At 46.7% G+C, this 26,418-nt stretch carries 7 protein-coding genes; 4 read left to right on the top strand and 3 right to left on the bottom strand.

Annotated features, from left to right (window positions below; translation table 11 throughout):
• Positions 1-45 precede the first annotated feature (45 nt).
• Together LWP20_RS05185 and LWP20_RS05180 are read left to right on the top strand one after the other, a co-directional pair.
• Positions 46-726, top strand: coding sequence for a TIGR02117 family protein (locus tag LWP20_RS05185; RefSeq protein WP_242927047.1), 681 nt, complete (start codon positions 46-48; stop codon positions 724-726).
• A 238-nt stretch (positions 727-964) separates the two neighbouring features.
• On the top strand, positions 965-2,854 hold the full coding sequence (locus LWP20_RS05180) for a CocE/NonD family hydrolase (protein ID WP_437179398.1): 1,890 nt from the start codon (positions 965-967) through the stop codon (positions 2,852-2,854).
• Between the two features lie 109 nt (positions 2,855-2,963).
• Here the strand turns inward: LWP20_RS05180 and LWP20_RS05175 are convergent, their stop codons facing one another.
• The gene (locus tag LWP20_RS05175) at positions 2,964-10,337 is read right to left on the bottom strand and encodes an Ig-like domain-containing protein (RefSeq protein ID WP_242927046.1); all 7,374 of its coding nucleotides are present in this window, start codon (positions 10,335-10,337) and stop codon (positions 2,964-2,966) included.
• Between the two features lie 500 nt (positions 10,338-10,837).
• On the opposite strand from LWP20_RS05175, the gene LWP20_RS05170 reads away from it, so the two are divergent.
• On the top strand, positions 10,838-11,620 hold the full coding sequence (locus LWP20_RS05170; RefSeq protein ID WP_242927045.1) for a PepSY domain-containing protein: 783 nt from the start codon (positions 10,838-10,840) through the stop codon (positions 11,618-11,620).
• Positions 11,621-11,806: 186 nt separating this feature from the next.
• On the top strand, positions 11,807-14,392 hold the full coding sequence (locus LWP20_RS05165; RefSeq protein WP_242927044.1) for a M14 metallopeptidase family protein: 2,586 nt from the start codon (positions 11,807-11,809) through the stop codon (positions 14,390-14,392).
• A gap of 101 nt (positions 14,393-14,493) precedes the next feature.
• Here the strand turns inward: LWP20_RS05165 and LWP20_RS05160 are convergent, their stop codons facing one another.
• Both LWP20_RS05160 and LWP20_RS05155 read right to left on the bottom strand, forming a co-directional pair.
• Complete coding sequence (locus LWP20_RS05160; RefSeq protein ID WP_242927043.1) at positions 14,494-15,447, bottom strand: PorP/SprF family type IX secretion system membrane protein; 954 nt, start codon at positions 15,445-15,447, stop codon at positions 14,494-14,496.
• A gap of 30 nt (positions 15,448-15,477) precedes the next feature.
• Positions 15,478-25,587, bottom strand: coding sequence for a T9SS type B sorting domain-containing protein (locus LWP20_RS05155; RefSeq protein ID WP_242927042.1), 10,110 nt, complete (start codon positions 25,585-25,587; stop codon positions 15,478-15,480).
• Positions 25,588-26,418 lie beyond the last annotated feature (831 nt).

The raw sequence follows: 26,418 nt of genomic DNA, 5'->3' as shown, positions 1-26,418 counted from the left end.
TACAGTATAACCATAACGCAGAACCTTTACCATTAATGCAATAAAATGAAAAAATTTAAGTGCCGCAGCGGGTGTTTATTAAGTATAGGTTTTGGTAGTTTACTGGTGTTGTTATACTTGCTGGCAGTGGTGGTTCTGGGCAGTATACCGGTAAACAGGAGCTATGCGGAAACCCGTGAAGGCATAGAGATTTTTGTTACAGATAATGGCGTGCATACTGATTTTGTATTACCTGTAAAAACCGCCATTACCGACTGGAGAACCCAATTACTATTACAGGATTACAAAGGTGCAGACAGCAGCTACACGCACATTGCTTTTGGCTGGGGCGACAGAAGGTTTTACATGGAAACACCCGAATGGAAAGACCTGCGACTGGATGTAGCTATTACGGCCTTGTTCTGGCCCACCCGAAGCGCCATGCATGTATCCTATATTCGCAGGCCATTAATACCCAACAAATACCAGCGGCCTGTTATACTATCGGAGGCGCAATACGAGCAACTGGTAAACTATATTTCCGGAACCTTCCGGCAGCAGAACGGGCAGTTTATACTTATAAAAGGGGCCGGCTATACTTCCGAAGACAATTTTTATGAGGCACATGGCCGTTTCCACCTCTTCCGCAACTGCAACAACTGGACAAACCGCGGCCTTAAAACAATAGGTGTAAAAACAGCTGCCTGGGCCCCGCTTCCTTTCGCCATTATGCGGCATTTGCGCTAATCCCCTCTCCCATCATACTTCATCAAAAATTTATTCTTGCACCTGCTTTGTCAGGTCAGGGGTATTTTATTCATAAAGCAGATAATCATAAAACATATAATTAATATAATATACAAAATCAATAACTAAAGAAACTCTGATACTCAATGCTTAACGGTAGCCTTTGGGCTGTTATTTATATTTCATTATTATTATATTCAACCACCTAAACACACTATACTTTTAACACAAAACTAAGATGAACAAACCTTTAACGCTGCTCCGTTTGCTTGCATTGGTGCTGCTCTGGCAGTTAAGTGCAACCGGTGCCATGGCGCAAAAAGTAAATCAGGATTCGCTCTACATTCGCGGTAATTACACGAAAGCAGAGTACCAGATCCCGATGCGCGATGGCAAAAAGCTTTTTACCGTGGTGTATTCTCCCAAAGACCAGTCGAAGAAGTACCCGATCATGATGAACCGCACGCCTTATTCGGTTGGCCCGTACGGTGCGGACTATAAAACATCGCTTGGCCCCTCTTCTACCATGCTGCGCGACGGATATATTTTTGTGTACCAGGATGTGCGAGGCACCTACATGTCGGAAGGTGAGTTTGTGAACATGACACCGCATGTTGCGAACAAAAAAGGCAAAAAAGACATTGACGAAAGCTCCGATACTTACGATACCATTGAGTGGCTTACCAAAAAACTAAAAAACGATAACGGGCGCGTTGGCCAGTGGGGTATTTCGTATCCGGGCTTTTATGCTGCTGCCGGCCTCATGAGTAACCACAAAGCACTTAAAGCGGTATCGCCGCAGGCCCCTATTGCCGACTGGTTCTGGGATGATTTCCATCACAACGGCGCTACATTTCTGCCACATGCTTTTAACTTCCTGGCAAGCTTTGGCCTGCCCCGCCCCGAACCAACTACCAAGCGCAACCCCGGTTTCAACCATGGCACGCCCGATGGCTATGAGTTTTTCATGCGCATGGGGCCGCTAAAGAATGCCAACGATAAGTATTACAAAAACAACGTGGCTTTCTGGAACGACATGGTGGAACACCCGAACTACGACAAATACTGGCAGGACCGCAACCTGCTCCCACACCTGAAAAACCTGAAAGGCACTGCCGTAATGACTGTTGGCGGCTGGTACGATGCAGAAGACTTGTACGGCCCGCTGAAGATTTACCAGACAATAGAAAAGAACAACCCGAAGCTGACAAACATGCTGGTAATGGGCCCGTGGGTACACGGTGGCTGGGCAAGGACTGATGGATCTAATCTGGGCAATGTATACTTCGGGCAGAAAAACTCGCCGTGGTATCAGCAGGAGGTTGAAGCTAAATTCTTCAGCCATTACCTGAAAGGCGATGCCAAATCTGATGTTAAACTACCGGAAGCCGTTATGTTTGAAGGTGGTAACAACAAGTGGCGCGAGTTTGAAGTATGGCCTCCTAAAAATGCGCAGGAGAAAACTCTATACTTCCATGCCAATGGTAAACTGAGCTTTGAGGCGCCAAAACAAGGCGAAGCCGAAGCAAGCGAATACATTTCAGATCCGGCCAAGCCAGTACCTTTTACAGAAGCAGTTGCAACTGGCATGACGCGCGAATACATGACCGACGACCAGCGCTTTGCCAGCCGCCGCCCCGATGTACTGGCTTTCCAGACTGAAGTACTGACCGATGACGTAACGCTGGCAGGTGAAATACTGGCACAACTGAAAGTAGCTACAACCGGAACCGATGCCGACTGGGTTGTGAAACTGATAGACGTATACCCTGACTCTGCGAAAGCTAACCCGCACCAGCCAAACAAGCCAATGGGTGGCTATCAGGCAATGGTTCGCAGCGAAGTTTTTCGTGGCCGTTTCCGTAACAGCTTCGAAAAACCGGAGCCGTTTACGCCAAACCAGGTAACGCCTGTTAATGTGGAGCTGCAGGATGTACTTTATACTTTCAAGAAAGGCCACCGCATTATGGTGCAGGTTCAAAGTACCTGGTTCCCGCTCGTAGACCGCAACCCGCAGAAGTATGTAGATAATATTTTTAAAGCCAACGAAGAAGATTTTATCAAGGCTACACATAAAGTATACCACTCACAGCAGCAGCCTACAAGTATAAAAGTTAAGGTATTATAATTTTGCCTTAAGCACACCAGCTTGCCCTGTAAGCTGAAAACCAAATAGCCTATAAGTAAAAAGAGCCAGGTAAAATACCCGGCTCTTTTTGTTATAAACCCTAATTTGCTTACTGTTTTAATAATTTGAAATGGTTTGTATCATCGCCCATGCGGGTAGTTATAAAGTATATTCCTCGTGGCAATGCTGCATCCAGCACCAGGCGCTCAGTGTTCATACCTTTCTGTACCTGCACGGTACGTTCAAGTAAAACTTTGCCGATAGAGTTGGTTACAGTTATCAGCATATCTCCTTCTGTTTCAACATTCATTTCAAGGTTAATCTCTGAGCGGAATGGGTTCGGGTATGCTTTTACCTGCTCCACCAGTTCGCCCATCGTTATAGCCTGCGGCCCGAAGTATTTGAAGGAACCATCCTCATCAATCTGCTTGAGCCTGTAGTAGCGGGTGCCATACTTACCATTCTCGCTGTCTATGTACTCGTATTCCTGCTTGGTTGCGGCGTTTCCATTGCGTGTTGGCACAAAGCTCAGCGTTTTGTAAGTATAACCGTTTTCTGACATTTGTACTTCAAAACCGGTATTATCGCGCTCCATGGCAGTTGCCCAACGCAGCACCACATCGTTTCCACGTTTCACAGCTTTCAGGTACATAATCTCAACCGGCAGTGGAACAACTTCCCTGTTATCCAGCATTAAGCTTTCAATACACATTCCGTCAGGCCCCTTGATTACACATTTAACATAACTGCTTGTCGTTGGGTTAGAAATCATGATACTATCTGCTGGATAAGTGGTAGTTGTTAATAGCATGGCGTTTTCCTCTGTAGTTCCGGTGTACCACTCATAAGTAAACCCGGTCATGTCTACTCCTTTTTCTTCGTGGTCAGAAATTGCGTGCACTTCCCAGGTAGTCGTGTTATTACGCCAGAAGATTTGCATTTCGCCGGTTACAAAAGGCGGTTCTGTTTTTGTAATGGTGGCCTGGCCTACATTACTATTTGTACAGTTACTGGCAGTTGCGGCTTCTATTATATAAGTACCTTCGGCATGAGGGCCGAACACCAGGTTGCTACCATTACCAGTCTTTGTTTCAACTGTAGCAGTGCCTTTTTTCAAAGTATAAACAACACCGGATTCAGAACCTTGCAACTCAATGTTACCACCTACAGGCGAAGTAAGAGGGCAGAATGTACTGCCAGACACCGTTCTTGCAAGTGGCAGCTGATTAACTACCAGCGTAGCATTTCCGGACTGGACTGTTGTAGTACATGCAGTAGTAGCTGCGTTGCTCACCTTCACATAGTATTGCCCCTCATTGGCTTCTGCAACATTGGCTATAGTCAGTGTGCTGGTAGATGTAGTACTAGTAGTTGTATTTTGTACGCTAATATTGCCTCCGATTGCAAGCGGATCGGTAGAGCCAGTTTTATACCACACAAACTGAATACCGGTACCGGTTGCGCTTACAGTATAAGTTGCTGTTTCGCCTTCGCACTTGTTTTGCGGCGTTGCAGATATATCTGTAGTTATGGCAGCAGGCTGATCTATCTGTATAGTAACAGTATTAGATTTAGACGATCCGGTACATTTTGTATTGACTCTGTACTGATCGATTATAGAATTAAACCTAACATATACTTCATCGCCATTTACCAGGTCTGTAGTAGCTGTGTTGAAAGAGAAGTTAAAGGTGTTAGTGCCATTGTAAGTAGCAGTAGCCAACACTAAATTACCTCTTGTTCTAACAAGCTCTACCTGCAGGTTAGCTGTGCTCCAGTAAGGGAAAGCAGAGTTAAGCGTTGCGGTAAAGTTTATTGTGCCTGGTTGGCACACAGGGTTAGCAGTTAAGGCTATGGTATACTCCTCTATTTCAGCGCTATACTTTCTGTCGGATATTTGCCCGGAAAGTGTAGGAAGACACGTGCTGCTGTTTTTAGAAGTAACATATACACCATAGTAGTCCATGGATGACAAGCCGGCATCGGAGGTTTTGTAAAGGTCATTTTTCCTTTCATTGCCTTCGTTTTTGGTCCATTGGTAAGTAAACAGCGCTGGGTCCATTTGTTCGCCGTTTCCTTTTTCTACTATTGGCTCAAAAAATCTGAATCCATACTTTTTAATTATATCCGGTGTACCAGCCGGGAAAGGATATCCGCCTTCAGCTACTGGTTTATCATTTGCGACAGGTAAGTTTGCTCTGCCCGCCGGAACCAGTGTTCCGTTTGCATAAACCGGCCTGCCCTGGCTGTCCACTAAGTATGGATAGGTTACTTTCGCTACATCTCTGTATACAAAGGTCTCATAATTAACATTATCGCCTCGGCAGAACGGCATCGGGGTAGCTTTTACTACAATGGTATAAGTAGATTTCTTAACCGTTACCGTTTTCTCTTCAGTTGAAGTACACTGGTTAGGAGATGTTCCTGAAGTAATAGTATACCGGATGGTTACTTGTTTTTCTGTTGAAGTTCCGAGGGCAGTACAAGGCGAGAACGTGTTACCTGTAATTCCGGCCCCTCCGCCTACTATGGAGAAAGTACCCCCGGCTACTGTAGGTGTCAGGGTTACATTGCTGCCTCCGGAGTATAAAACCTGCCCGTTGGTTACACCTGTAAAGGTTGCTACCGGGTTCGGATTAACGGTAAGCGTAACCGTGCTTGTAGCTGAGCCGCAAGGCGCATTTCCTGTAGTTGTAAGTTGCAGGGTAGCTGAACCTGTGCCTGTAACAACAACCCCCGAGTTTAACTGCGTAGGGTTTGTTATACTTGCAGTGGCTCCGCCTGTAGTACTCACTACACTCCACATAAACGTTCCGTTGCTACCCGATCCGGCAAGCGTAAACGAGGTAGTAGCACCTGCCACACATTTAGTTTGAGCAGCACCGGCATTAGCTGTAGGCGCAGGTGTTAAAGTTACTACACCCGAAGCACTGGCGCTGGCGCAGCCGGCACCGGTTTTGTCGGTTACAATAACACTATAAGTACCAGCAACTGAAGTCTGAAAGGTGCCTACTGTGTTTGCCGGTTTAATTGCCCCTGCAGGCACTGTCCACTCATAACGGTATGGCGGCGTACCGCCAGTTACGCTTGCTGTAACAGTAGCTTGTGAACCGGAACAAACGGTTGGGCTATTAACGGTAACTACAGGTGTAGGATTAACGGTAAGCACCACATCATCGGTGGTTGTGCCGCATGGTCCTGTAGTAGTTAAGCGCAGCGTTACACTACCAATGCCACTGAAGGTAACATCCGAATTTAGTTTATCCGGGTCAGCAATGGTAGCCGATGCACTTTGTGTTGCAGATTGGAAAGACCACTGGCCGGTTCCGTTGGTAGCAACACCTGCAAGTGTAAATAATACGCTTGCTCCTGAAGTACATTTTGTCTGGTCGGTGCCGGCATTAGCTATAGGGCGAGGATTAACAGTTAGTACAACATCGCTGGTAACTGAGCCGCAACTGCTGCTGGCTGTTAAACGCATGGTTACTGCACCCACCGTTGTTCCACCCGAAACTGTTACTGTAGGAGTAAGCGTGTTGGCATTTGTTACAGTAGCTGTTGCGCCACCACTTGTACTGAACACAGTCCAGGCTGGCGTAGCATTTGTAACTGAACCAGATAAGTTGAAGATTGCTTTTCCATCTGTGGCTAAACATTTGGCCTGAGCTTCACCTGCGTTTGCTGTTGGCAGCGGATTTACAACTATAGATCGGGTTGCTGTTTTGGTACAACCATTCAGAGAGTAAGAATATACGATAGTATGTGTACCAACCCCTGCAGTAGCCGGATTAAATTGCGTAGCAGCGGTACCATTTACGGTATAGGAGCCCCCAGCCGGCGAACCACCCGAAAGCGCAAATGCAGGCGCATCTACACAAACAGGGCTGAAAGCCGCCAGTGTAACAGTTGGTTCAGCAGTTACGGTTATGGTACTCGTAGCTGAGTTGCTACAGCCCTGCGCATCCTGGAAAGTATACGTGATCGTTTTTGTACCTACGCCAGCTACAGCAGGATCGAACTGGCCGTTGCTTACGCCCGGGCCGGAATAACTGCCCCCTGCCGGCAAACCACCAGATAAAGTAATTGTCCCTGCGCTTACGCAGATATCATTAAAACTACCTAGTGTAACGACTGGTAATGGGTTAACAGTAACGGTAACTTCATCTGCAATAGATGTACAGCCATTGGCAGTAACAGTTAAAGTATAAGTGCGCGTTACAGGTGCTGTTCCGGTATTGGTTAGCGTTACTGTAGGCTGCACCGCACTTGTGCTCGATAAGCCTGTAGCAGGCGACCAACTGTAAGTATAGCCAGCTACTGCAGCGTTACCTAATTGCGCATTTCCTCCGGAGCATATAGTTTTATCTGTTCCGGCATTAGCTACAGGCAATGGTGTTTCAGTTACAACCGTAGCCACCGACATATCAGAGCAACCGGCACTGCTGGTTATTTCTAAAGTATAGCTACCGGCATCCGACACGGCTAACGTGCTGCTTGTACCCACTGCTGTTGTACCGCCATCTTTATACCAGGCATAAGTATAACCTGCAGCAGTATTCTTAGAACTTAATGTTACAGAGCCGCCGGCGCAGAAAGTGGTAGAGCCGCTAGGCACAATTTCGGCAACGGGCACCGGATTAACCGTAACACTGGTAACTGCTGAAGTTGCAGAACAGCCTGCCGCATTCGTAACCCTGACAGTATAATTACCAGTAGTGCTGACTGTTATAGATGGTGTTGTAGCGCCGTTGCTCCACAGGTAACTTTCGCCTGAACTGGCTGTTAACTCAACAGAGCCGCCGGCACAGAAAGTTAAAGGACCGTCAGCGGAAATAGTGGCTGTTGGCAATTCATTTACCACCACATTTACAGTAGCAATAGACTCGCAGCCACCGGCGTTTCTGGCAGTTACAGTATAAGTGCCGGCCATAGTTGCAGCTGCGTTGGCAATAGCCGGGTTTTGTTGTGTAGAAGTATAGCCATTAGGGCCGCTCCACTCATAACTTGTACCGCCTGCTGCACTTAGCTGTATAGTACCGCCCGTACACACAGGCTCCTGCACATTTGCTGTAGCTATTACCGGTTTATATACATTGATATTAACAACATCGGTATCGGTACAACCTGTTTCATTGTCGGTTACAGTGAGCGTAAAAGTATAGGTCTTTGTATTGTTTGTTGAATTATCTACAGTAATGGTAGGGTTAGCGCTGGCCGGGTCTGATAAACCTGCAGTTGGCTCCCAACTATAAGTATAGTTTGAATTAGCAGCGCCACCCAATGTAACTATTGCGTTATCGCACACATTTTGGTCGGCACCGGCAAGGGCAGTTGGCAGCGGATTAACCGTAACCTCTACTGCCTCCGAAGTTGCAGAACAACCATTTGTAGTAACTTCTACAGTATAGCTATCGGCAGCCGAAACTTCTATTGAACGCGTTGTTGCTCCATTGCTCCACTCGTAGCTATCTCCTTCGCTTGCTGTCAGGGTTACTTTGCTGCCAGCACAAATTGCAACTGACCCCGCAGGCGCAATGGTGGCTACAGGCAATGGCGTTTTAGTTACCAGTTTTGCATTTGACGTTGTAGCGCAGCCTTTTGCATCTGTAATTGCTACTGTATAACTGGCTTCATCAACAGTCTGTAGTGCTGCATCTACAGTAAGTGTTGCATCATCAGCATCCGGAATAAGCACACCATCTTTATACCATTGGAAAACGGTGCCTTTATCTGTATTTGCTGTTAGTGTTATGGAGCTGCCTGCGCAGAAAGAGGAGTTGCCACTGATCGTAGCTGTTGGAGGAGTATTTACGGTAACAGCTACTGCATCTGAAGTTGAAGTACAGGCGCCGCTGGTTATAACTACGCTATAGCTACCAGAAGTACTTACTTCTATACTTGCTTCGCCATTACCAATATCATCACCGTTGCGCTTCCATTGGTAAGTATACCCTTCCTGAACAGGAGCGTTTAACGTTACACTTCCACCTGTACAAAACTCAGTAGAGCTTTCAGCGGTAATCTCCGGTTTTGCCAGAGAACCGACTTTTATAGTCAACGTTTCAGGTGCACCTGGTTTATCGCACTGGTTAAGCACACGCACCGATAGTTCAACATCTCCTGCTGTGCTTCCAAAGTCCAGAGTTACAGTTCTGGTATTTTGCCCTGAAACAATGGTGGCATCTCCCGTTACAGCCCAAGCATAAGATTTAGCGCCCGTAACGGCAGCTATACTATAGGTTTTGCCCTGGGTACCAACGCAAACATCGCCGGCACCTGTAATAGATCCGGCTGTTAACAGTGGGTTTATTGTAAGAGTCGCAGCATCCGATGCGCCGTTATTTTGAGCTGGGGTTGGGTTTTTAACTACAATACTTAAACTGCCGGCTGTAGCTAACTCCCCGGTAGTAATCGTGGTTGTTAAGATAGAAGCACTGATAAATGTTGCTGCCCTGGAAACACCATTTACAAGCACAGTTGAGCCTGACATGAAGTTAGTACCATTGATGCGTATTGTAAGTCCAGCATCTCCAGCAGAAAGACATAAGGCCGAATTATCCTCTTTATTGATACTTGCTATAATTGGCTGTTTATTGTTAACAGTAAAAGGGTTGCTCGTTGCTGTTAAAGAACCAACATTTGCAACTAAAGTATAATCAACGCCTGCCTTGTCTATATTTAACCCAGAAAAGGCAGCCACGCCACTTAATGCTACTACTGTTTTAGTACCATTTAAAACTCCACCACTAGGGTTAGTGCCCAAAGCTATTGTTACTGAATTTGTAGCACTTGCTCCTGTTGTAGTGATCTTTCCAAATTGGTCTTTAAGCGTTATGGATGGTTGCGGATTTAAAGAAGCATCTATTAATGCTCCTCCTGGTTGTGTGCTAAATTCTATTGTTCTGGCTGTACCATTCACATGATTAATCTGAAGAATATCAACAGAAGTGGTAAAAAGAGTACCTCCAGCTGTAACTTTTACCGTTTCTGGTGCAGAGCTTCCAAGGGAAGCTATTATTTTAATGCCGGATATAGTAATTTCTTCTTGCTTATTCGTTACAGCACCTGTATAAGTGATGGTAATTTTTGATGCAGTAACACTGGTAATAGTTGCATTGATACTTCTAGCACCATTGTCAATTTGATTAGGTGTAACAGTAATGCCATGAGGAGCTGTAGAATAAAAACTCCATCCGGTAGGAGCATTAATTTCGATTGTCTTACTGCCGGCCCCAAACTCATCTTTCGTCGAACTCTCCCTGAAGTTTATAGGCCCCAACACAGTATAGGTTGGAGTTGACAAAGTGGCATTGGCTGCAAGATCCGCGGAAATAGTAATGGGGGTTCCGCCGGTTACAGTTATTCCTACAGCTGCGCGTAAATATGCTGCTGCTGCCAGCACGAGCAATAAACTCGCAACGACAATTGCATATTGCCGCATTGATCCTGCCCGTAAGATCAGTTTTGTAAAATTTTTCTGCATAATATTGGGTTATTAGGGTTTGGATGCCTCCCTTCGGAGGTGAATAAAGGATCAGTTAAATCGGAAATTATACTTTAGCCATATAGTGGCAACGAAGAAGCATAGCGAAGCCTGTAGTTATACTTTCAGGAGGTTAAACCCATGAATGTATAGCCATACTCAAACAACTATATTATTTTTTATAGATCGTTTGGCGGTAAAAACGGGGCGTTATGATAATGCACGAGCATAGCTTGCCTAAGCTTATAACTTTTAAGCGCCTGCAAAGCTTCTAAACAGCTACTAAACACCTGTATTTTATGTTAAATTTTATACAGAATTGACTTAATAAAAGATATGTACAGATAATAATAAAATAAGTTTCATTCAAAAAACAATATTTATAAAAATATTATAACGTCATATCGAATAAGTATAAATATAGAAAACGTACTATATTTAAAAAGTTAGGCACTGTTATGCCGTAAGAGTTCTTTATATTTGTGTAAGAACAATTTAACATGAAACGCCAGACACACCTCCGCATTCGCAAAGCACATCGTTACCTGGGCTTGTTTACCGGGCTCCAGTTTATACTATGGACATTAGGCGGCTTATACTTTAGCTGGAGCGACATAGATGAAATACACGGCGACCACCAACGCAACCACGCTTCTTTCTTCAGCAAGGAAATATCGCTTGTTTCGCCGGCTCAGGTATTAACCAACCTGCCCCAGGCAAAGGAAATTAAATCAGTGAAGCTGGTAGATGTGCTGGGCGAGCCGGTGTACCAGGTAAGTTATTTTACAACAGCTAATGGCCATGCCCATGAGCAAACGCAGTTAGCAGTAGCAGCTACAGGCCAGTTGCGGGCGCCGCTTACAAAGCAGGAAGCCGTACAGATGGCGCAGCTAAGTTTCAGCGATAAGGCCAAGGTTAAACAAGTTGAATACCTCACTGAGAAAAACATAAATGGCCACCATGAGTACCGCGAAAGCCCTTTACCCGCCTGGGCTGTTACCATGGACCACCCTACCAATACTACGGTTTACGTAGCTGCTGAGCGGGGCGAAGTAACCAGGTTCCGGAACAATAAATGGCGTGTTTTTGATTTCCTCTGGATGCTGCATACTATGGATTACCAGGGCCGCGACAACTTCGGAAACCTGCTGTTGCGGGTATTTTCCATTGCAGGCATGGTTACCATACTTTCAGGTTTTGTTTTATACTTTGTTAGTTCCGGCACACGCCGACAGTTGCAGCGTGAAACAACTCTAAAAGCTAGGCCTAAGAAGTTTAGCTAATAAAAAAAACTGAGAAACATTTGATTAGAAGCCCTGCCTCAAAAGCAGGGCTTTTTACTTTTATAATCTTAACAAGACCTATTACCTAACCTCTTTAACAACCTCGCGCTGATATTTGGAAAAGCCTCTGTAAAAATTCATATTGCAGTTAGCAAACTAATCCCTAATTCCCTTAACATGTCACCCATGAAAAAACTTTACGCATTCGCTATAGCGGCGCTGGTGCTTCTGAGCCAGCAGGTTATAGCGCAGGCAAATCTGGGTTATTACCTGCCCAAAGATGTAACCTATAACCCTAACATCCCTACTCCCAAAGCCATACTTGGCTACGAGGTTGGCGAATGGCACGCCAGCCACGACCAGTTGGTCATGTTCATGCGCCAGATGGACCAGATATCGGACCGCATTACCATGGAAGAGTATGGCCGCACCCACGAAAACAGGCCGTTATACCTGCTCACCATCACCTCGCCTGAAAACCACAAGAACATCCAGAGTATAAAAGAGCAGCATAAAAAACTGACAGACCCGAGCGCCTCCGGCAACCTCGACATCAAAAAAATGCCAACCGTACTTTGGATGGGCTATAGTGTGCACGGCAACGAACCAAGCGGTAGCAATGCATCTTTGCTGGCAGTATATCATTTGGCAGCTGCACAAGGCCCGGAAATAGAGAAGTTACTCAGCGAGACAGTTATACTTGTTGATCCTTCCATTAACCCAGATGGCATGAACCGTTTTGCCAGCTGGGTAAACTCGCACCGCAGCAAAAACCTGGTTACCGACCCGAACAGCGAAGAATTTAGCGAAGTCTGGCCACGCGGCCGTACCAACCATTATTGGTTCGACCTTAACCGCGACTGGTTGCCGCTGCAGCACCCTGAATCGAGAGGGCGTCTGGCAAAGTTTCATGAGTGGAAGCCAAACGTACTAACCGACCACCACGAAATGGGCACCAACGCTACTTTCTTCTTTCAGCCGGGCATACCAAGCCGTAACCACCCGCTCACGCCTGCCAACAACTTCAAACTGACGCAGAAAATTGGTGGCTTCCATGCCAAAGCGCTTGATAAGATCGGCTCGTTTTATTACACCGAAGAAAGCTACGACGACTTCTATTATGGCAAAGGCTCTACTTACCCGGATGTAAACGGCGCAGTAGGTATACTTTTTGAGCAGGCCAGCTCACGCGGTCATGCGCAGGAAAGTACCAACGGTGTATTGTCATTCCCGTTCACCATCCGCAACCAGTTTACCACTACTTTATCTACGTTAGAGGCGGTGCAGAACATGCGCGAGGAATTACTAGCACATCAGCGCGATTTCTACAAAGAAGCAACACAGGCAGCACGCAAAGCTCCTTTTGCAGCTTATGTTTTCGGCTCCGAAAAAGACAAAGTTCGTGCTTATCATTTAGCCGAGATCATCAAACAACACCAGATCGAAGTATACCGCCCGAAAGAATCTTTCAAGGTAGACAACGTGACCTATACGCCGGAAAATGCTTACATCGTGCCCACCAACCAGCCGCAGTACAAGCTAATTGAGGCCATGTTTGAGCGCCGCACCAAGTTCCAGGACAGCCTGTTCTACGACATATCCGCCTGGACTTTCCCGCTGGCTTTTAACCTGGAGCATGCCAACCTGAAAAATCTAAAGGGCAGCCAGCTAGGCGAGCGTGTAAAAGAATTAAGTATGCCGAAAGGTGAAGTAGTTGGAGGCAAAAGCGACTATGCGTACGTATTTGAATGGCATGGCTATTACGCACCGCGCGCCCTGAACACGCTGTTCCAGAACCGCGTGCAGGCCAGAGTAGCAACCGATAAATTCTCGACTGGCGATGGCAGAGAGTTTGATTATGGTACCATCATGATTCCGGTAAATGGCCAGCAACTGAACACAGACCAACTTCACCAGCTTTTAACCAAAGTAGCCACTGAAAACGGCATCACTATTTATAACATGAGCACCGGCTTTAACCCGAAAGGTATAAAACTGGGTAGCCCGATGTTTTTACCACTTACTCAACCTAAAGTTGCCATGCTGATAGGCGGCGGCGTAAACAGCAACGATATGGGTGAAGCCTGGCACCTGCTCGACAACCGCTTTAACATGACACCAACCATGATGTCGCTGGAAACGTTTAACCGTGCCGGCCTGGGCAGGTATAATGTGCTGGTAATGGCGGATGGCAACTATGGTGATATTTCTGAAAATGGGAAAGCCAAATTGCGTAACTGGGTGCAGAGCGGTGGTACGCTGGTAGCGTTAGGGGGCGCTGCAAAATGGCTGGCCGATAACAAGATTGGAAACATGAGCTTTAAAAACGGCGAAAGCAACGACACCACCCGCCAGCCTTATGCAGATATGGGCAACAGAACAGGAGCTCAGGTAATTGGCGGTGCTATTTTTGAAACTACCCTGGACCTGACACACCCGCTGGGCTATGGTTACTATAACAGTAAGTTGCCGGTGTTCCGCGACAATACTTACTTTATGGAGGTTTCTAAAAGCCCTTACGCCAACCCGCTGGTTTATACTTCAAAACCATTGCTGAGCGGCTACATCTCCAAACCAAATCTGAAGCAACTGCAGAACAGCGCGGCCATTACGGTTTCGGCTATTGGCAGCGGCAAAGTAATCGCGATGACGGATAATCCGAACTTCCGCGCTTTCTGGTATGGCACCAACAAGTTATTCCTCAACAGCATCTTCTTCGGGCAGTTAATTAATGGCAGCTCTGCCCGTGCCGACGAAGACGCACACGAATAAGTATACCATAATTTGAAGTATAAAAGCCAGCGCATTTGCGCTGGCTTTTATTGTTTATAATTTATACTTAGAGTGGGAGTAAACCTTGTAACCGGTTTTACCTACTTTTTCATTCTAAAACCAAACATGATCTCATGTGAGCCTGCACTGTGTTTCTTCATAGGGGAAACTGTGATATCATAAGAATAACTCATCTGGTACTGCTCCAGCAACTGAATACCAACCAGCCCAACCACGGCATCCTGCGTCCGGTAAGACAGTCCGGCCCAAACCTGGTCATCATACTTTGTTTTGCGTCTTTTACTGAAACTATAAATCCCTTTCAGGTTAATATCAGCCTGCAAGGGAGCTGGGTTAACATATTTCAGCAATACAGAAGGTACCAGCGTAATATTTTTGTTCAGATCCAGGTTATACCCGCCTGATATGAACAAGTGCCTGGTCAGGCGGCTATCAGAATCAGTATCATTTGTTGTTGGAATCTTGTTACCCAGCGCCTGAAATAACGACATACCTACGTAAAATTTCTCTGCCTGCAGTATAGCGCCTACACTCACATCAGGCATAAAAGCATTAATTCCTCCGGCATTCGTAACCGGGTCGCGGTCATTCGAGTTGTCTGCCAGCTGCACTTTATTCGGGTCAAATTTAAACTGCTGAAAGCCTGCAAATACCCCTGAAGAAAGATACATCTTTCTATTGATAGGCACATGGTAGGCATACGAGATAAGTGCGCCGGTACGGGTGGTCGGGCCTGTGTTGTCGGTGTAGGCATAGCCTCCTGCTCCATGATAGGCCTGGTTTTTTTTCCTGCTTCTTCTCCTGTTCTGGAATAAGGCAGTTTCGCCACTCAGGTAAAAGGTTTTAGGTGCACCTTCAAATCCTACCCATTGGTTACGGAAGCCGGCCTTGATATTCAGGTCCTTCTCATACCCCGACACCGCCGGGTTGAGCAGGTAAGGGTTAGACATGTATTGGCTGTACAAAGCTTTCTGCTGGGCCACAGCAGCTGCGGCCGCCAGCAGATAGGATATTAAGAATATATACTTTTTCATAAAATACTGATGGTGAGTTAACGGCCGGTTTTAACGCATAATGGTTACTGACTTTTTGATAGGCACTTCGGAATCGCCGAGCTCAATGATAAAGTAGTAAGTACCATCCGGCAGCTTTTTGCCTTTATGCGTACCATCCCACTCTTGCTTATAACCTACCGACTCAAACACCAGGCTACCCCAACGGTTGTAAACTGTTACCCTGCAGTTAGGATAGCGTACAGATAAGTTTTTGAGCGCCCAGGTATCATTGGTACCATCGCCATTCGGTGTAAATCCGGTCGGAATTTCGACATCAGTTATCTCGCGTTCCGGATCATCAGTAGATTCTGCAGACTCTATCGTGAACTTAACCTGAGTAGTACAGCCATTGCTATCCTTCACCAACAGCGCATGCTCTCCCGCACTCAAATTCTCGAAAAGAGTTTCGGTACTGAACCTGCCGTTATCCAGCTGGTAAGTATAAGGGGCTTTACCACCACTGGTAGCCGTAACCGAGGCACTGCCTTTGCCAGTCAGGCCAACGGCAGGCGTAAGTGGTGTAACAGTTACCTGTAGCGGTGCAGGCTCTTTTACTTCTACCGTACCCACAGTAATCGTACAGGTTGGAGAGAACCGGGTGATCAGTTTGTAGTTACCTTTTGGCAGGTTTGTAAATACAGAATCTTTTCGGAAAGTGAGACCGTTGTCGATGCTGTACTCTGTCTTCTCGTTCCAGCCTTTTGTAGTAAAGGCAATTGTACCGTTGGTTTCACCGGCGCATTTCACATCCTGCACAAGCTTCACTTTACTTTCGGTGCTTGCTACTTTCACCTGCGTAGTATAAGTACAGTTGCTGGCGTCTTTTACAGTAAGTGTATAAGTACCCGGAAGCACATCTGTCAGCGTGGCGGAGGCAGAGAAGTTCTTGCCATCCAGTGAGTAAGTATAAGGGCTTGTGCCGCCGGTTACTTCCTGCACCTGCACCTGGCCTTTCGTTTGGCCACAGCTTGCAGACACTAACACTTTCGCATTCGTAACAGGTGGGCTGTTTTTAATGGTGGCCGTTTCAATTTTAACACATCCCGAAGCATCTTTTACCGACACCTGGTAAGAACCTTCGGCCAGGTTCAGGAACTCCGCTGAGGATTGGAAAGCAGTGCCGTTTATGCTGTAAGTATATGGGCTTTGTCCGCCGATGATCTGGCTGATAACAATTTTACCATTATTATTGCCACAACCGGCGTCCGTAACTGTTACCTTAAAGGATTCAGCTCCACCAATGTTCACAACATTCTGGCTCTTTGTAAATGTACAGCCTTCGCCATCTTTAATAGTTACGGTATAGCTTCCGGCAGCCAGGTTCTGGAAGTTAGCTGATGCCTGGAAGGTTGTACCATCAATGCTGTAAAGCAGTGGCAGTGTACCACCCGTAACAGAAACGATGGTAATAGCGCCATTCTTCTTACCACAGGCTGAAGGAGAAGCAGTAACAACAGCATCTTTAGGCCCCTTAGACGACACAGCAACTGTTTGCTGGGTCGTACAGCCGTTTGCATCTTTCACATAAACCGTGTACTCTCGCACAGAAAGTCCTGTAAAAGTAGCCTGAGGCTGGTAGGAAATTCCATCAATCGAGTAAGTATAAGGTGCTGTTCCGCCTGTAACTGTTTTCACTGTAATGGTACCATCATTGGTAGCACAGGATGCTGGTGTGATATCAGCAGTCAGGCTAGCTGGACCGGCAATGTTTCCTACCGTTATTCTTTCAACAACTGTACAGCCATTGGCATCTTTTACCGTGATCGTATGTTCGCCTGCAAGTACTGCTGTAAAGGAAGCTGATGCCTGGAAAGCACCCCCATCAAGCGCATAAGTATAAGGCGCTGTGCCGCCGGTTACCGCACCCACCGAAACAGAGCCGTTGCTGGCCCCGCAAATGGAAGAAGCAGTCGCTACTTCAAATCCGGCAGGCCCGGCTACATCCTCAATAACTGCTGTCTTAATGAACGTACAGCCGTTGACGTCTTTTACTGTAACGGTATGCGTACCAGCCGTTAGACCACTAAAAGTAGCAGCAGCCTGGAAAGCACCTTTGTTTATACTATAAGTATAAGGCGCCGTACCACCCGCAACATTTCGCACACTGATCTGGCCGTTGCTTCCGCCACATGTAGTTGCCTGGTGATCCATAGCAAAATCAGAAGGACCATTGGTATTAGACACCACAACTACCTTCGTGAAAATACAACCGTTGGCATCCTTCACCGTTACCTGGTACTCGCCTGCTGCCAGCGCCGTAAAGGCAGCGGAAGCCTGGAAGTTTGCACCATTAATGGAGTAAGTATAAGGTGCTGTGCCGCCGATTACAGATGCAACAGTAACTGAGCCGTTGCTCGCACCACAGGTTGTAGATTGAGCAGAAGCCACCAGATCAGAAGGCCCGGCTACATCAGTTACCTGCACCTGGCCGGCATACGTACAGCCGTTAGCATCTTTTACGGTGATAGTGTAAGAACCCGCAGCAAGCGATGCGAAAGTTGCGGCATTCTGAAAGGTAAGACCATCTATACTATAAGTATAAGGAGCCGTGCCGCCCGTTACTGACGTTACTGTTACGCTACCGTCGCTGCGTCCGCAGGTAGATGCTACCGTAGCGCTTGCAAATTTAGCCGGTCCGTCTTTTGTAACGGTAGCTGATGCACGCACTTCGCAACCGTTGGCATCTTTTACAGTGACTGTGTAGGCTCTCGAAGCCAGTGCATTAAAAACTGTACCTGCCTGGAAGTCGTTGCCGTTGATGGAGTAAGTATAAGGTGCAGTTCCGCTGGTTACCATTCCTACCCGGATAACACCATCGTTGTCGGCGCAGGTAGCAGCTTGTGTGGTTGCAGCCACTGCCGAAGGTCCGGCAATGTCAGTTACTGTAAAGGCTTTGGCGAACGTACAGCCGTTGGCATCTTTCACGGTGATGGTATAAGAACCGGCAGCCAGTGCTGTGAAGGCAGCAGACTCCTGGAAGTTGACGCCATCGCTGCTATACATATAAGGAGCAGTACCACCTGTTACATTTGTAATGCTTAACGCACCATTGCTGGCTCCGCAGGTTGAAGAGCTAATGTCAGCAAGCAGGTTGGCATGTCCGTCAATGTTTGTAACCGTTATTTTCTTGGCAAAAGTACAGTCGTTGGCGTCTTTTACAGTAACTGTGTACTCACCCGCTGCTAACATTTTGAAAATGCCTTCGCTCTGGAAATTTATACCATCTGTTGAGAAAGTATACGGAGCAGTACCACCTTCAACTGCACTAACCGTAACAGCGCCATTGTTGCTGCCGCAGGTAGAAGCGGTGGCTACAAGGTTCAGATCGGCAGGGCCGGCAATCTTCTCTACCGTTACTGCTTTCGCGAACGTACAGCCGTTGGCATCTTTTACGGTGATGGTGTAAGTACCCGCAGCCAGGTTTGCAAAAGCAGCCGTTGCCTGGAAGTTTGTGCCGTCTTTGCTATAAGTGTAAGGTGCCGTACCGTCTGTTACTTTGCTGATGGTAATGCTGGCGTTGCTGTTGCCGCAAGTAGAAGAAGCTACTACCAGGTCAAGTTCTGAAGGCCCGGCAATATCCTCTACAACTACTGTTCTGGTGCCAAGGCAACCGTTCGCATCTTTTGCTGTGATAGTATAAGTACCGGCCGCCAGGTTTGCGAATACAGTAGAGCTCTGGAATGTACTGCCATCTATGCTGTAAGCATAAGGCCCTACTCCACCGGTAACAGCACTAAGAGTTATACTGCCATTACTGCTACCACAGGTTGTCTTCTGAGGAGTTGCTGTGAAAACCGGACCAGACACATTGCTAACTGCTACTTCTCTGGCATAGGTACAGCCATTGGCATCTTTAACCGCTATAGTATAAGAGCCAGCAGCAAGCGTTGTGAACGTAGCAGAAGCCTGGAAAGCACCGCCGTTTATACTATATGTATAAGGAGCCGTGCCGCCCGTTACAGTACCAACAGTTATACTTCCATCGCTGCGGCCGCAGGTAGAGGAAACAGTAGAGCTGGCAAAGCTGGTTGGCACATTCTTGTTTATAGTTACTGAGACAGTTACCTGGCAGCCATTGGCGTCTTTTACTGTTACCGTGTACGCTCCGGATACAAGCCCTGTAAAGCTGGTGCCTGCCTGGAAGTTGGTGCCGTTGATAGAGTAAGCATAAGGGGCCGTACCACCGGTAACTGCTCCAACACTGATGCTACCATCGTTATCAGCGCACGTAGCCGGCTGTGAAGTGGCAGCCACCGCCGAAGGTCCGGCAATGTTTGTTACTGAGAAGGCTTTTGCAACAGTACAGCCATTGGCATCTTTTACCGTAATGGTATGCTGACCTGCGAGCAAATTTGTAAAAGTAGCTGACGCCTGGAAGTTAACACCATCCTTGCTGTAAGTATAAGGAGCTGTTCCACCCGAAACATTTGTAACAGTAAGTTCTCCGTTTCTGCTACCGCAGGTAGAAGCTGTAGTAGTGGCAGTTAAGCTGGCTGGGCCGGCAATATTCTCCACTGCTACTTTCTTGCTGAACGTACAGCCATTGGCATCTTTTACAGTTACGGTATACTCACCTCCCAGCACTGCTGCAAACGTGGATGCACTCTGGAAATCGGTACCGTTGATAGAGTAAATATAAGGCGCAGTGCCGCCGCTTACGGCCTGAACCGATATAGAACCGTTGTTGCTGCCGCAGGTTGAAGCTACGCTTGCCAGGGTCATATTACCCGGACCGGAAACATCCTCCACTTCTACTGTTTTAGCCAGTAAACAGCCATTCGCATCTTTCACGGTGATGGTGTAGGTTGCAGCTGTTAAACCTGTAAAAGTAGTTGAGTTTGTGAAGTTAGTGCCGTCTATACTATAGGTATAAGGTGCCGTGCCTGCAGTTACTGCATTAACCGTAATGCTACCGTTGCTGCGACCGCAGGTAGAAGCCTGAGCCGTTGCGGTAAATTCCGGGCCAGCTACATTGTTGATGATTACCTCTTCCACAAACGTACAGCCGTTGGCGTCTTTTACCGTGATGGTGTGTGTGCCGGAAGCCAGTGCCGTGAAGGTGGCAGAAGCATGGAAGGTTGCGCCATCCCTGCTGTAAGTATAAGGAGCCGTGCCGCCTGTTACGCCTGTTATGGTTAGAGTCCCGTTGCTGTTGCCGCAGGTAGATGCAGTAGCGGAAGTTATCAGATCAGAAGGACCAGCAACATTAGTAACTGCAACCTGGCGGGCAATGATACAACCTCTTGCATCTTTAACTGTGATAGTATGTGTGCCTGCAGCAAAATCAGTTAAGATAGCTGATGCCTGGAAGTTATTTCCGTCTTTGCTGTAAGTATACGGTGCAAACCCACCCGTTACGGCTCCTACTGTAATGCTACCGTTGCTGTTACCGCAGGTAGAAGAAACAGAAGAGCTCGCAAAAGCTGCCGGCACGTTTTTGCCAACATTAACTGAGGTAGTTACTTCGCAGCCATTGGCATCTTTGGCAGTTACGGTATAAGTACCCGAAGCAAGTGAGGAGAAAGTATTTTCTGGCTGGAAGCTAGTACCGTTGATGGAGTAAGTATAAGGAGCAGTTCCGCCCGTAACGTTACCCACTGCAATGCCACCATCGTTATTAGCACAACTGGCAGGCTGAGCAGAAGCTGCTACAGCTGTTGGTCCGGCAATGTTGGTGATGGTAAAGCTCTTCACAAAGGTACAGCCGTTGGCATCCTTAACCGTGACAGAGTGTGAGCCTGCTGCCAAACCTGTGAATACTGCAGACACCTGGAAGGTAGTTCCGTTTTTACTGTAGGTGTAAGGCTCAGTTCCACCTGTCACGTCAGTTACAGTTAACTCACCGTTGCTGGCGCCACAAGTGGTAGCTTTTAGCGTGGCAAGCATGTTGGTAGGTCCGGCAATGTTTGTGACAGTTACCTGCCTGGCAAAAGTACAGCCGTTGGCATCTTTAACTGTTATGGTATAAGTACGGGCTGCCAATGCCGTAAAGCTGTTCCCCGTCTGGAAGGTAGTGCCGTTGCTGCTATAGGTATAAGGCGCCACACCACCGCTTACTATGCCAACTGTTATAGTTCCGTTGCTGTTTCCGCAGGTTGAGGAGGCAGCTGCCAGAACAAAATCAGTTGGGCCAGCTACATCTTCTACTGTTACAGATTGGGTAAATACGCAGCCATTCGCATCTTTCACCATGATCGTGTAGGTGCCAGCCACCAGCGCTGAGAAAGTATCAGAAGTCTGGAAAGTAGATCCGTTTCTGCTGTAAGTATAAGGAGCCACGCCACCGGCAATAGCCGTTACCCTGATGCTACCATTGTTGCGGCCACAGCTTGATGCCTGAGGCACAGCTGTAAAGCCAGTTGGGCCAGCCATGTTGCCTACCGTTACTGGCTTGGCAAACGTACATCCGTTAATATCTTTTATAGTTACAGTGTAGTTGTTGGCTGCCAGTGCTGCAAAAGTTGCCGAGCTCTGGAAAGTAGCACCGTCTATACTATAAGTATAAGGAGCTGTTCCGCCCGTAACATTGCTGACTGTAAACTGCCCATTGCTGTTGCCACAAGTGGCAGTGCTGATTGAAGCTACAAAGTCAGTCGGGCCGGCAATGTTTGTTACTGTTATGGTCTTAGCGAAAGTACAGCCGTTGGCATCTTTTACTGTAACTGTATAGCCGCGGGCAGTCAAAGCTCCGAAAGTAGTAGAGCTTTGGAAGTTTGCACCGTCTATACTATAAGTATAAGGAGCAGTGCCGCCTGTTACCGCACCAACGCTGATGCTACCGTTGCTGCTTCCGCAGGTAGTAGAGGTGCTAGCCAGATTAAAGTTTGAAGGACCAGCAATGTTGTTTACCGTTACCGATGAAGTCTGTAAGCAGTTATTAGCATCTTTTACTGTGATGGTATAGGTACCAGAAGCTATATTATTGAATGTGGATGAAGTCTGGAAAGTAGTGCCATCCTTGCTGTAGGTGTATGGTGCCGTGCCACCAGTTACGGTTATGCTGATCTGGCCGTTGCTGTTGCCGCAGGTAGAAGATTGTGCTTCCGCAGTAAAAGCAGGACCAGCAACATTTGGTACCACTACTGCTTCAGTATAGATACAGCTGTTGGCATCCTTTACCCGTAACTGGTACTCTCCTGCTAACCTGGCAGCAAAAGTAGACGAGCTCTGATAGTTTATGCCATCGATACTGTAAGTATAAGGAGCCGTGCCACCAGTAACAGTGCCTACTGTAAACTCTCCGTTACTATTACCGCAGGTAGAAGCTTTTACAGAAACCGCAAGATCGGATGGGCCAGCAATGTTGCTAACCACAATATCTTTGGCGAAAGTACAGCCCTTTGCATCTTTTACTGTGATGGTATAAGTTCCGGCTGCAATACCTGTAAAGGAAGCAGTTGATTGGAACGTTGTACCGTTTCTGCTGTAAGTATAAGGAGCAAAACCACCGGTTATGGCGCCAACTGTTATACTACCGTTGCTGTTACCACAAGTTGAAGCGACAGCTGTTACCTTAAAATCAGTCGGCATACTTTTGGCCACCGCCACCGAGGTAGTTACCGTACAGCCGTTGGCATCTTTAGCCGTAACTGTATAAGTACCCGAAGCCAGGCCTGTGAATGTAGTGCCTGTCTGGAAAGTGGCGCCGTTGATAGAATAAGTATATGGGGCTGTGCCACCTGTTGGAAGCCCTACCATGATGCTGCCGTTGTTGTCGGCACAGCTGGCTGCCTGAGCGGAAGCGGTTACAGCAGTTGGCCCAGCGGTATTGGTTAAGGTAAAGGCTTTGGAGAAGGTGCAGCCGTTGGCGTCTTTTACCGTGATGGTATGGCTACCGGCTGCCAATCCTGTGAAAGTAGAGCTGGTTTGGAAATTTGTTCCGTCTTTGCTGTAAGTATAACCAGCCGTACCACCAACTGCTCTTGCCACGATCTCGCCGTTGCTGCTACCACATGTAGTAGGTTTCAGCGTAGCCGAAATATCAGAAGGGCCTGCAATATTACTTACCGTTACCTGCTTTGCGAACGTACAGCCGTTGGCATCCTTTACTGTAATAGTATGTGTGCCGGCAGCTAAGCCCGAAAGCGTTGCTGATGCCTGGAAGATAGTACCATTTGTACTATAAGTATAGGGAGTTACGCCACCGCTTATTGCACCTACAGTGATAGTTCCGTTGCTGTTGCCACAGGTAGAGGAAGCAGCTGCGGCCGTAAAGCCAGTCGGCATGCTCTTGGCTACTGCAACCGAGGTAGTCACTACGCAGCCGTTGGCATCTTTAGCCGTAACAGTATAAGAACCTGAAGCCAGACCCGAGAATGTAGTGCCGGTCTGGAAAGTGGTGCCATTAACAGAGTATGTAAAAGGAGCCGTTCCCCCTGTTACTGTCCCCATTTCTATAGTACCATTATTATTAACACAACTAGCCGGCTGTGCTGTAGCTGTCACGGCAGTTGGCCCTGGAGTATTGGTCAGGGTGAAAGCTTTTGCAAACGTACAGCCATTGGCATCTTTTACCGTAATGGTATGGCTTCCTGCTGCCAGACCTGCGAAGGTGGAAGATGTCTGAAAGTTTGTACCATTCTTACTATAGGTATAGGGAGCTGTACCACTTGTTATAGCACCAACCACGATTTCGCCGTTACTGTTACCACATGTAGATGGCTTAAGCGTGGTTGTGAAATCTGATGGCCCATTAACCTGTGTAACTGTAAATGATTTTACAATGGAACAGCTTTGCCCGTCACTGACAGTTACCGTATAAGTTCCTGCAGGCTTATTAGTAATAGTTGCAGTGGTTTCGCCTGTATTCCAACGGTAAGTTACAGCACCCTGCCCGCCGGTTACGTTAGCTGTAATACTGGCCAATGTTCCGTTACAAATCGTTGATGAGCCCGTAAGGCTCACATTCATATTATAGAAAGTGATCAGGACTTCATCGCTTACAGCAGAACAGGATCCATTACCGGTAGAGGTTAAGGTTAGCCTAACAGAACCTGCACTGATATCGGCTGCCGAAGGTATATAAACAGCATTTAGAGCATTCTTATCTGCAAACGTACCGGTTCCCCCACTCCACACGCCACCAGTAGCTGCCGTTACTGCGCCTGCTAACTGCACCGGGTTTGAAGAACAGACAAGCTGATCTGGACCGGCATTTACTGTAAGGTCAGTAACTACATTAACTGAAGCTGAAAATTTCTGGCAAGTCGGGTAATTACGGGTTCTGACTTCCAGGGTAAAGGTGCCTACAACTGTAGCAGTATAGCTTTGCGTGTTGGCAACAACTTTACCAGCGCCATCAGTCCATATGTAATCAAAATTACCATCGCCGCCGGATATATTACCGGTTAACACCACACCACTGCCTCCCGGGCAAATAATAGCCGGGGTTGGACCTACTGTTACAACTGGCGGAGGATAAAAGTATACCCGCACCACATCGCAATAAGGCAAAGTTGAACAGGCAGAAGCTACAGACTTTCCGCAAACCTCATAATCTACGTAAGCAGGAGCACTTGCATCCGGTGTTACAACAGGAGCCGACTTTCCATTGGGGAAGCTCAGGTACTTTTCATAACCCTTTCCAGATACATCTCTCCAGGTTATACTTGCTTCTTCAAATGCAATAGGAGCTTGCAGTATGGTAGAGCAGCCAGTCGTTACAGCTACATCCGGAACCTCAGTAAAGGCCGCAATAGATTTAACCACGTATGTGTTACTGGCCCCACCCGGCATACAGATAGTAAGAACGTGCGGGCCGGTTCCACTCACACAAATAGGTTGCCCTACCGGTATAGGTGGGCCACAATTAATCTGGTAGGCCATAGATCCGGATGGAACCGGGCCCGAAGCAATAGCAAACTCCAGCCCTCCGGCATTTTTATCCAGTGTTATATTAAACTTAACACAGTTGCTATTCTTATCAACGTTGCATACCTGGCCGTTTCTGGTAACTGCTGCAGATGTCCAGGTGCCATTAGGGCTTCCGGTAAGGTCGACATTAAATGTCGGGACGCTGTTACCTTGCGCATATAAGCTGCGGGATGCTGCTAACTGCAACAACCCTGACAGGCAAATAATAAACAGGAAATTAAATTTTTGAGTAAAGTTTATTCTCATATAGTAGTGGTAGTGTTGTCGGTGCAATTATTTCAGAACCTCTGAATGACTACTGAAGGCCACTTTAGCTCATTCAGTTTTCAGGTACTGGTAAGCGATATCAGAAGGGCGCTTTATACTTTTAGTATTGCCCTTACTTTTTTTGCCAGTAGTATCAAGTAATTTTCAATTTGAGTTTCGTGGCTTTTCCTGAAGCAAACTGTTCATTTCTTCTAATTTTTATTCCTATTACAAAAGAAAACACAATTAAACCTTAATATTGAATTAATCATAGACAAAAAAAATATACCCGCCTTGATAATTTACAAGACAATTGTTTATACATAAAAATTTAATTATATCACCAGCTTAAAGCAATACAACATAAACCTTGGGCTCAAATCCTATAAACAAGGCAATTAAAGCCATAAAACTTGTTTCAAATACTAAAGTAAACAGGATTTATTTTGCCAAACAATACAAAAACTCAATTAATCAAACAATATCACATACAACAATTCACATTATAATTAAATCGTTATTTTATTTAAACAGACTAAACATAACAAGAAGTGATTTAACACTAAAACACAAAAATACAGTACAATAAAAATTATAAAGTCCAAAAGAGAAACCAATACGCTGCATATACCCGAATTAAGTTAATCACCTCTTTTCAAAATCGTTTAAAACGAAAGACAAGCAATTGTTCTGAATAACCTATATGAGCTGGCCCGGCTTAGGTCAAAAGCAATTTACTGCTGATTTATAGTACCCACTTCTAAGACCAAGCTGCGGTTCTATTAACTTTTCTTCAAAAAGCTTTATTGGACTGACTGCTCCTAACCAAAA

This window comes from Pontibacter vulgaris (assembly GCF_022758145.1).
GTDB lineage: Bacteria > Bacteroidota > Bacteroidia > Cytophagales > Hymenobacteraceae > Pontibacter > Pontibacter vulgaris.
This window is presented reverse-complemented; position numbering and strand designations above follow the sequence as displayed.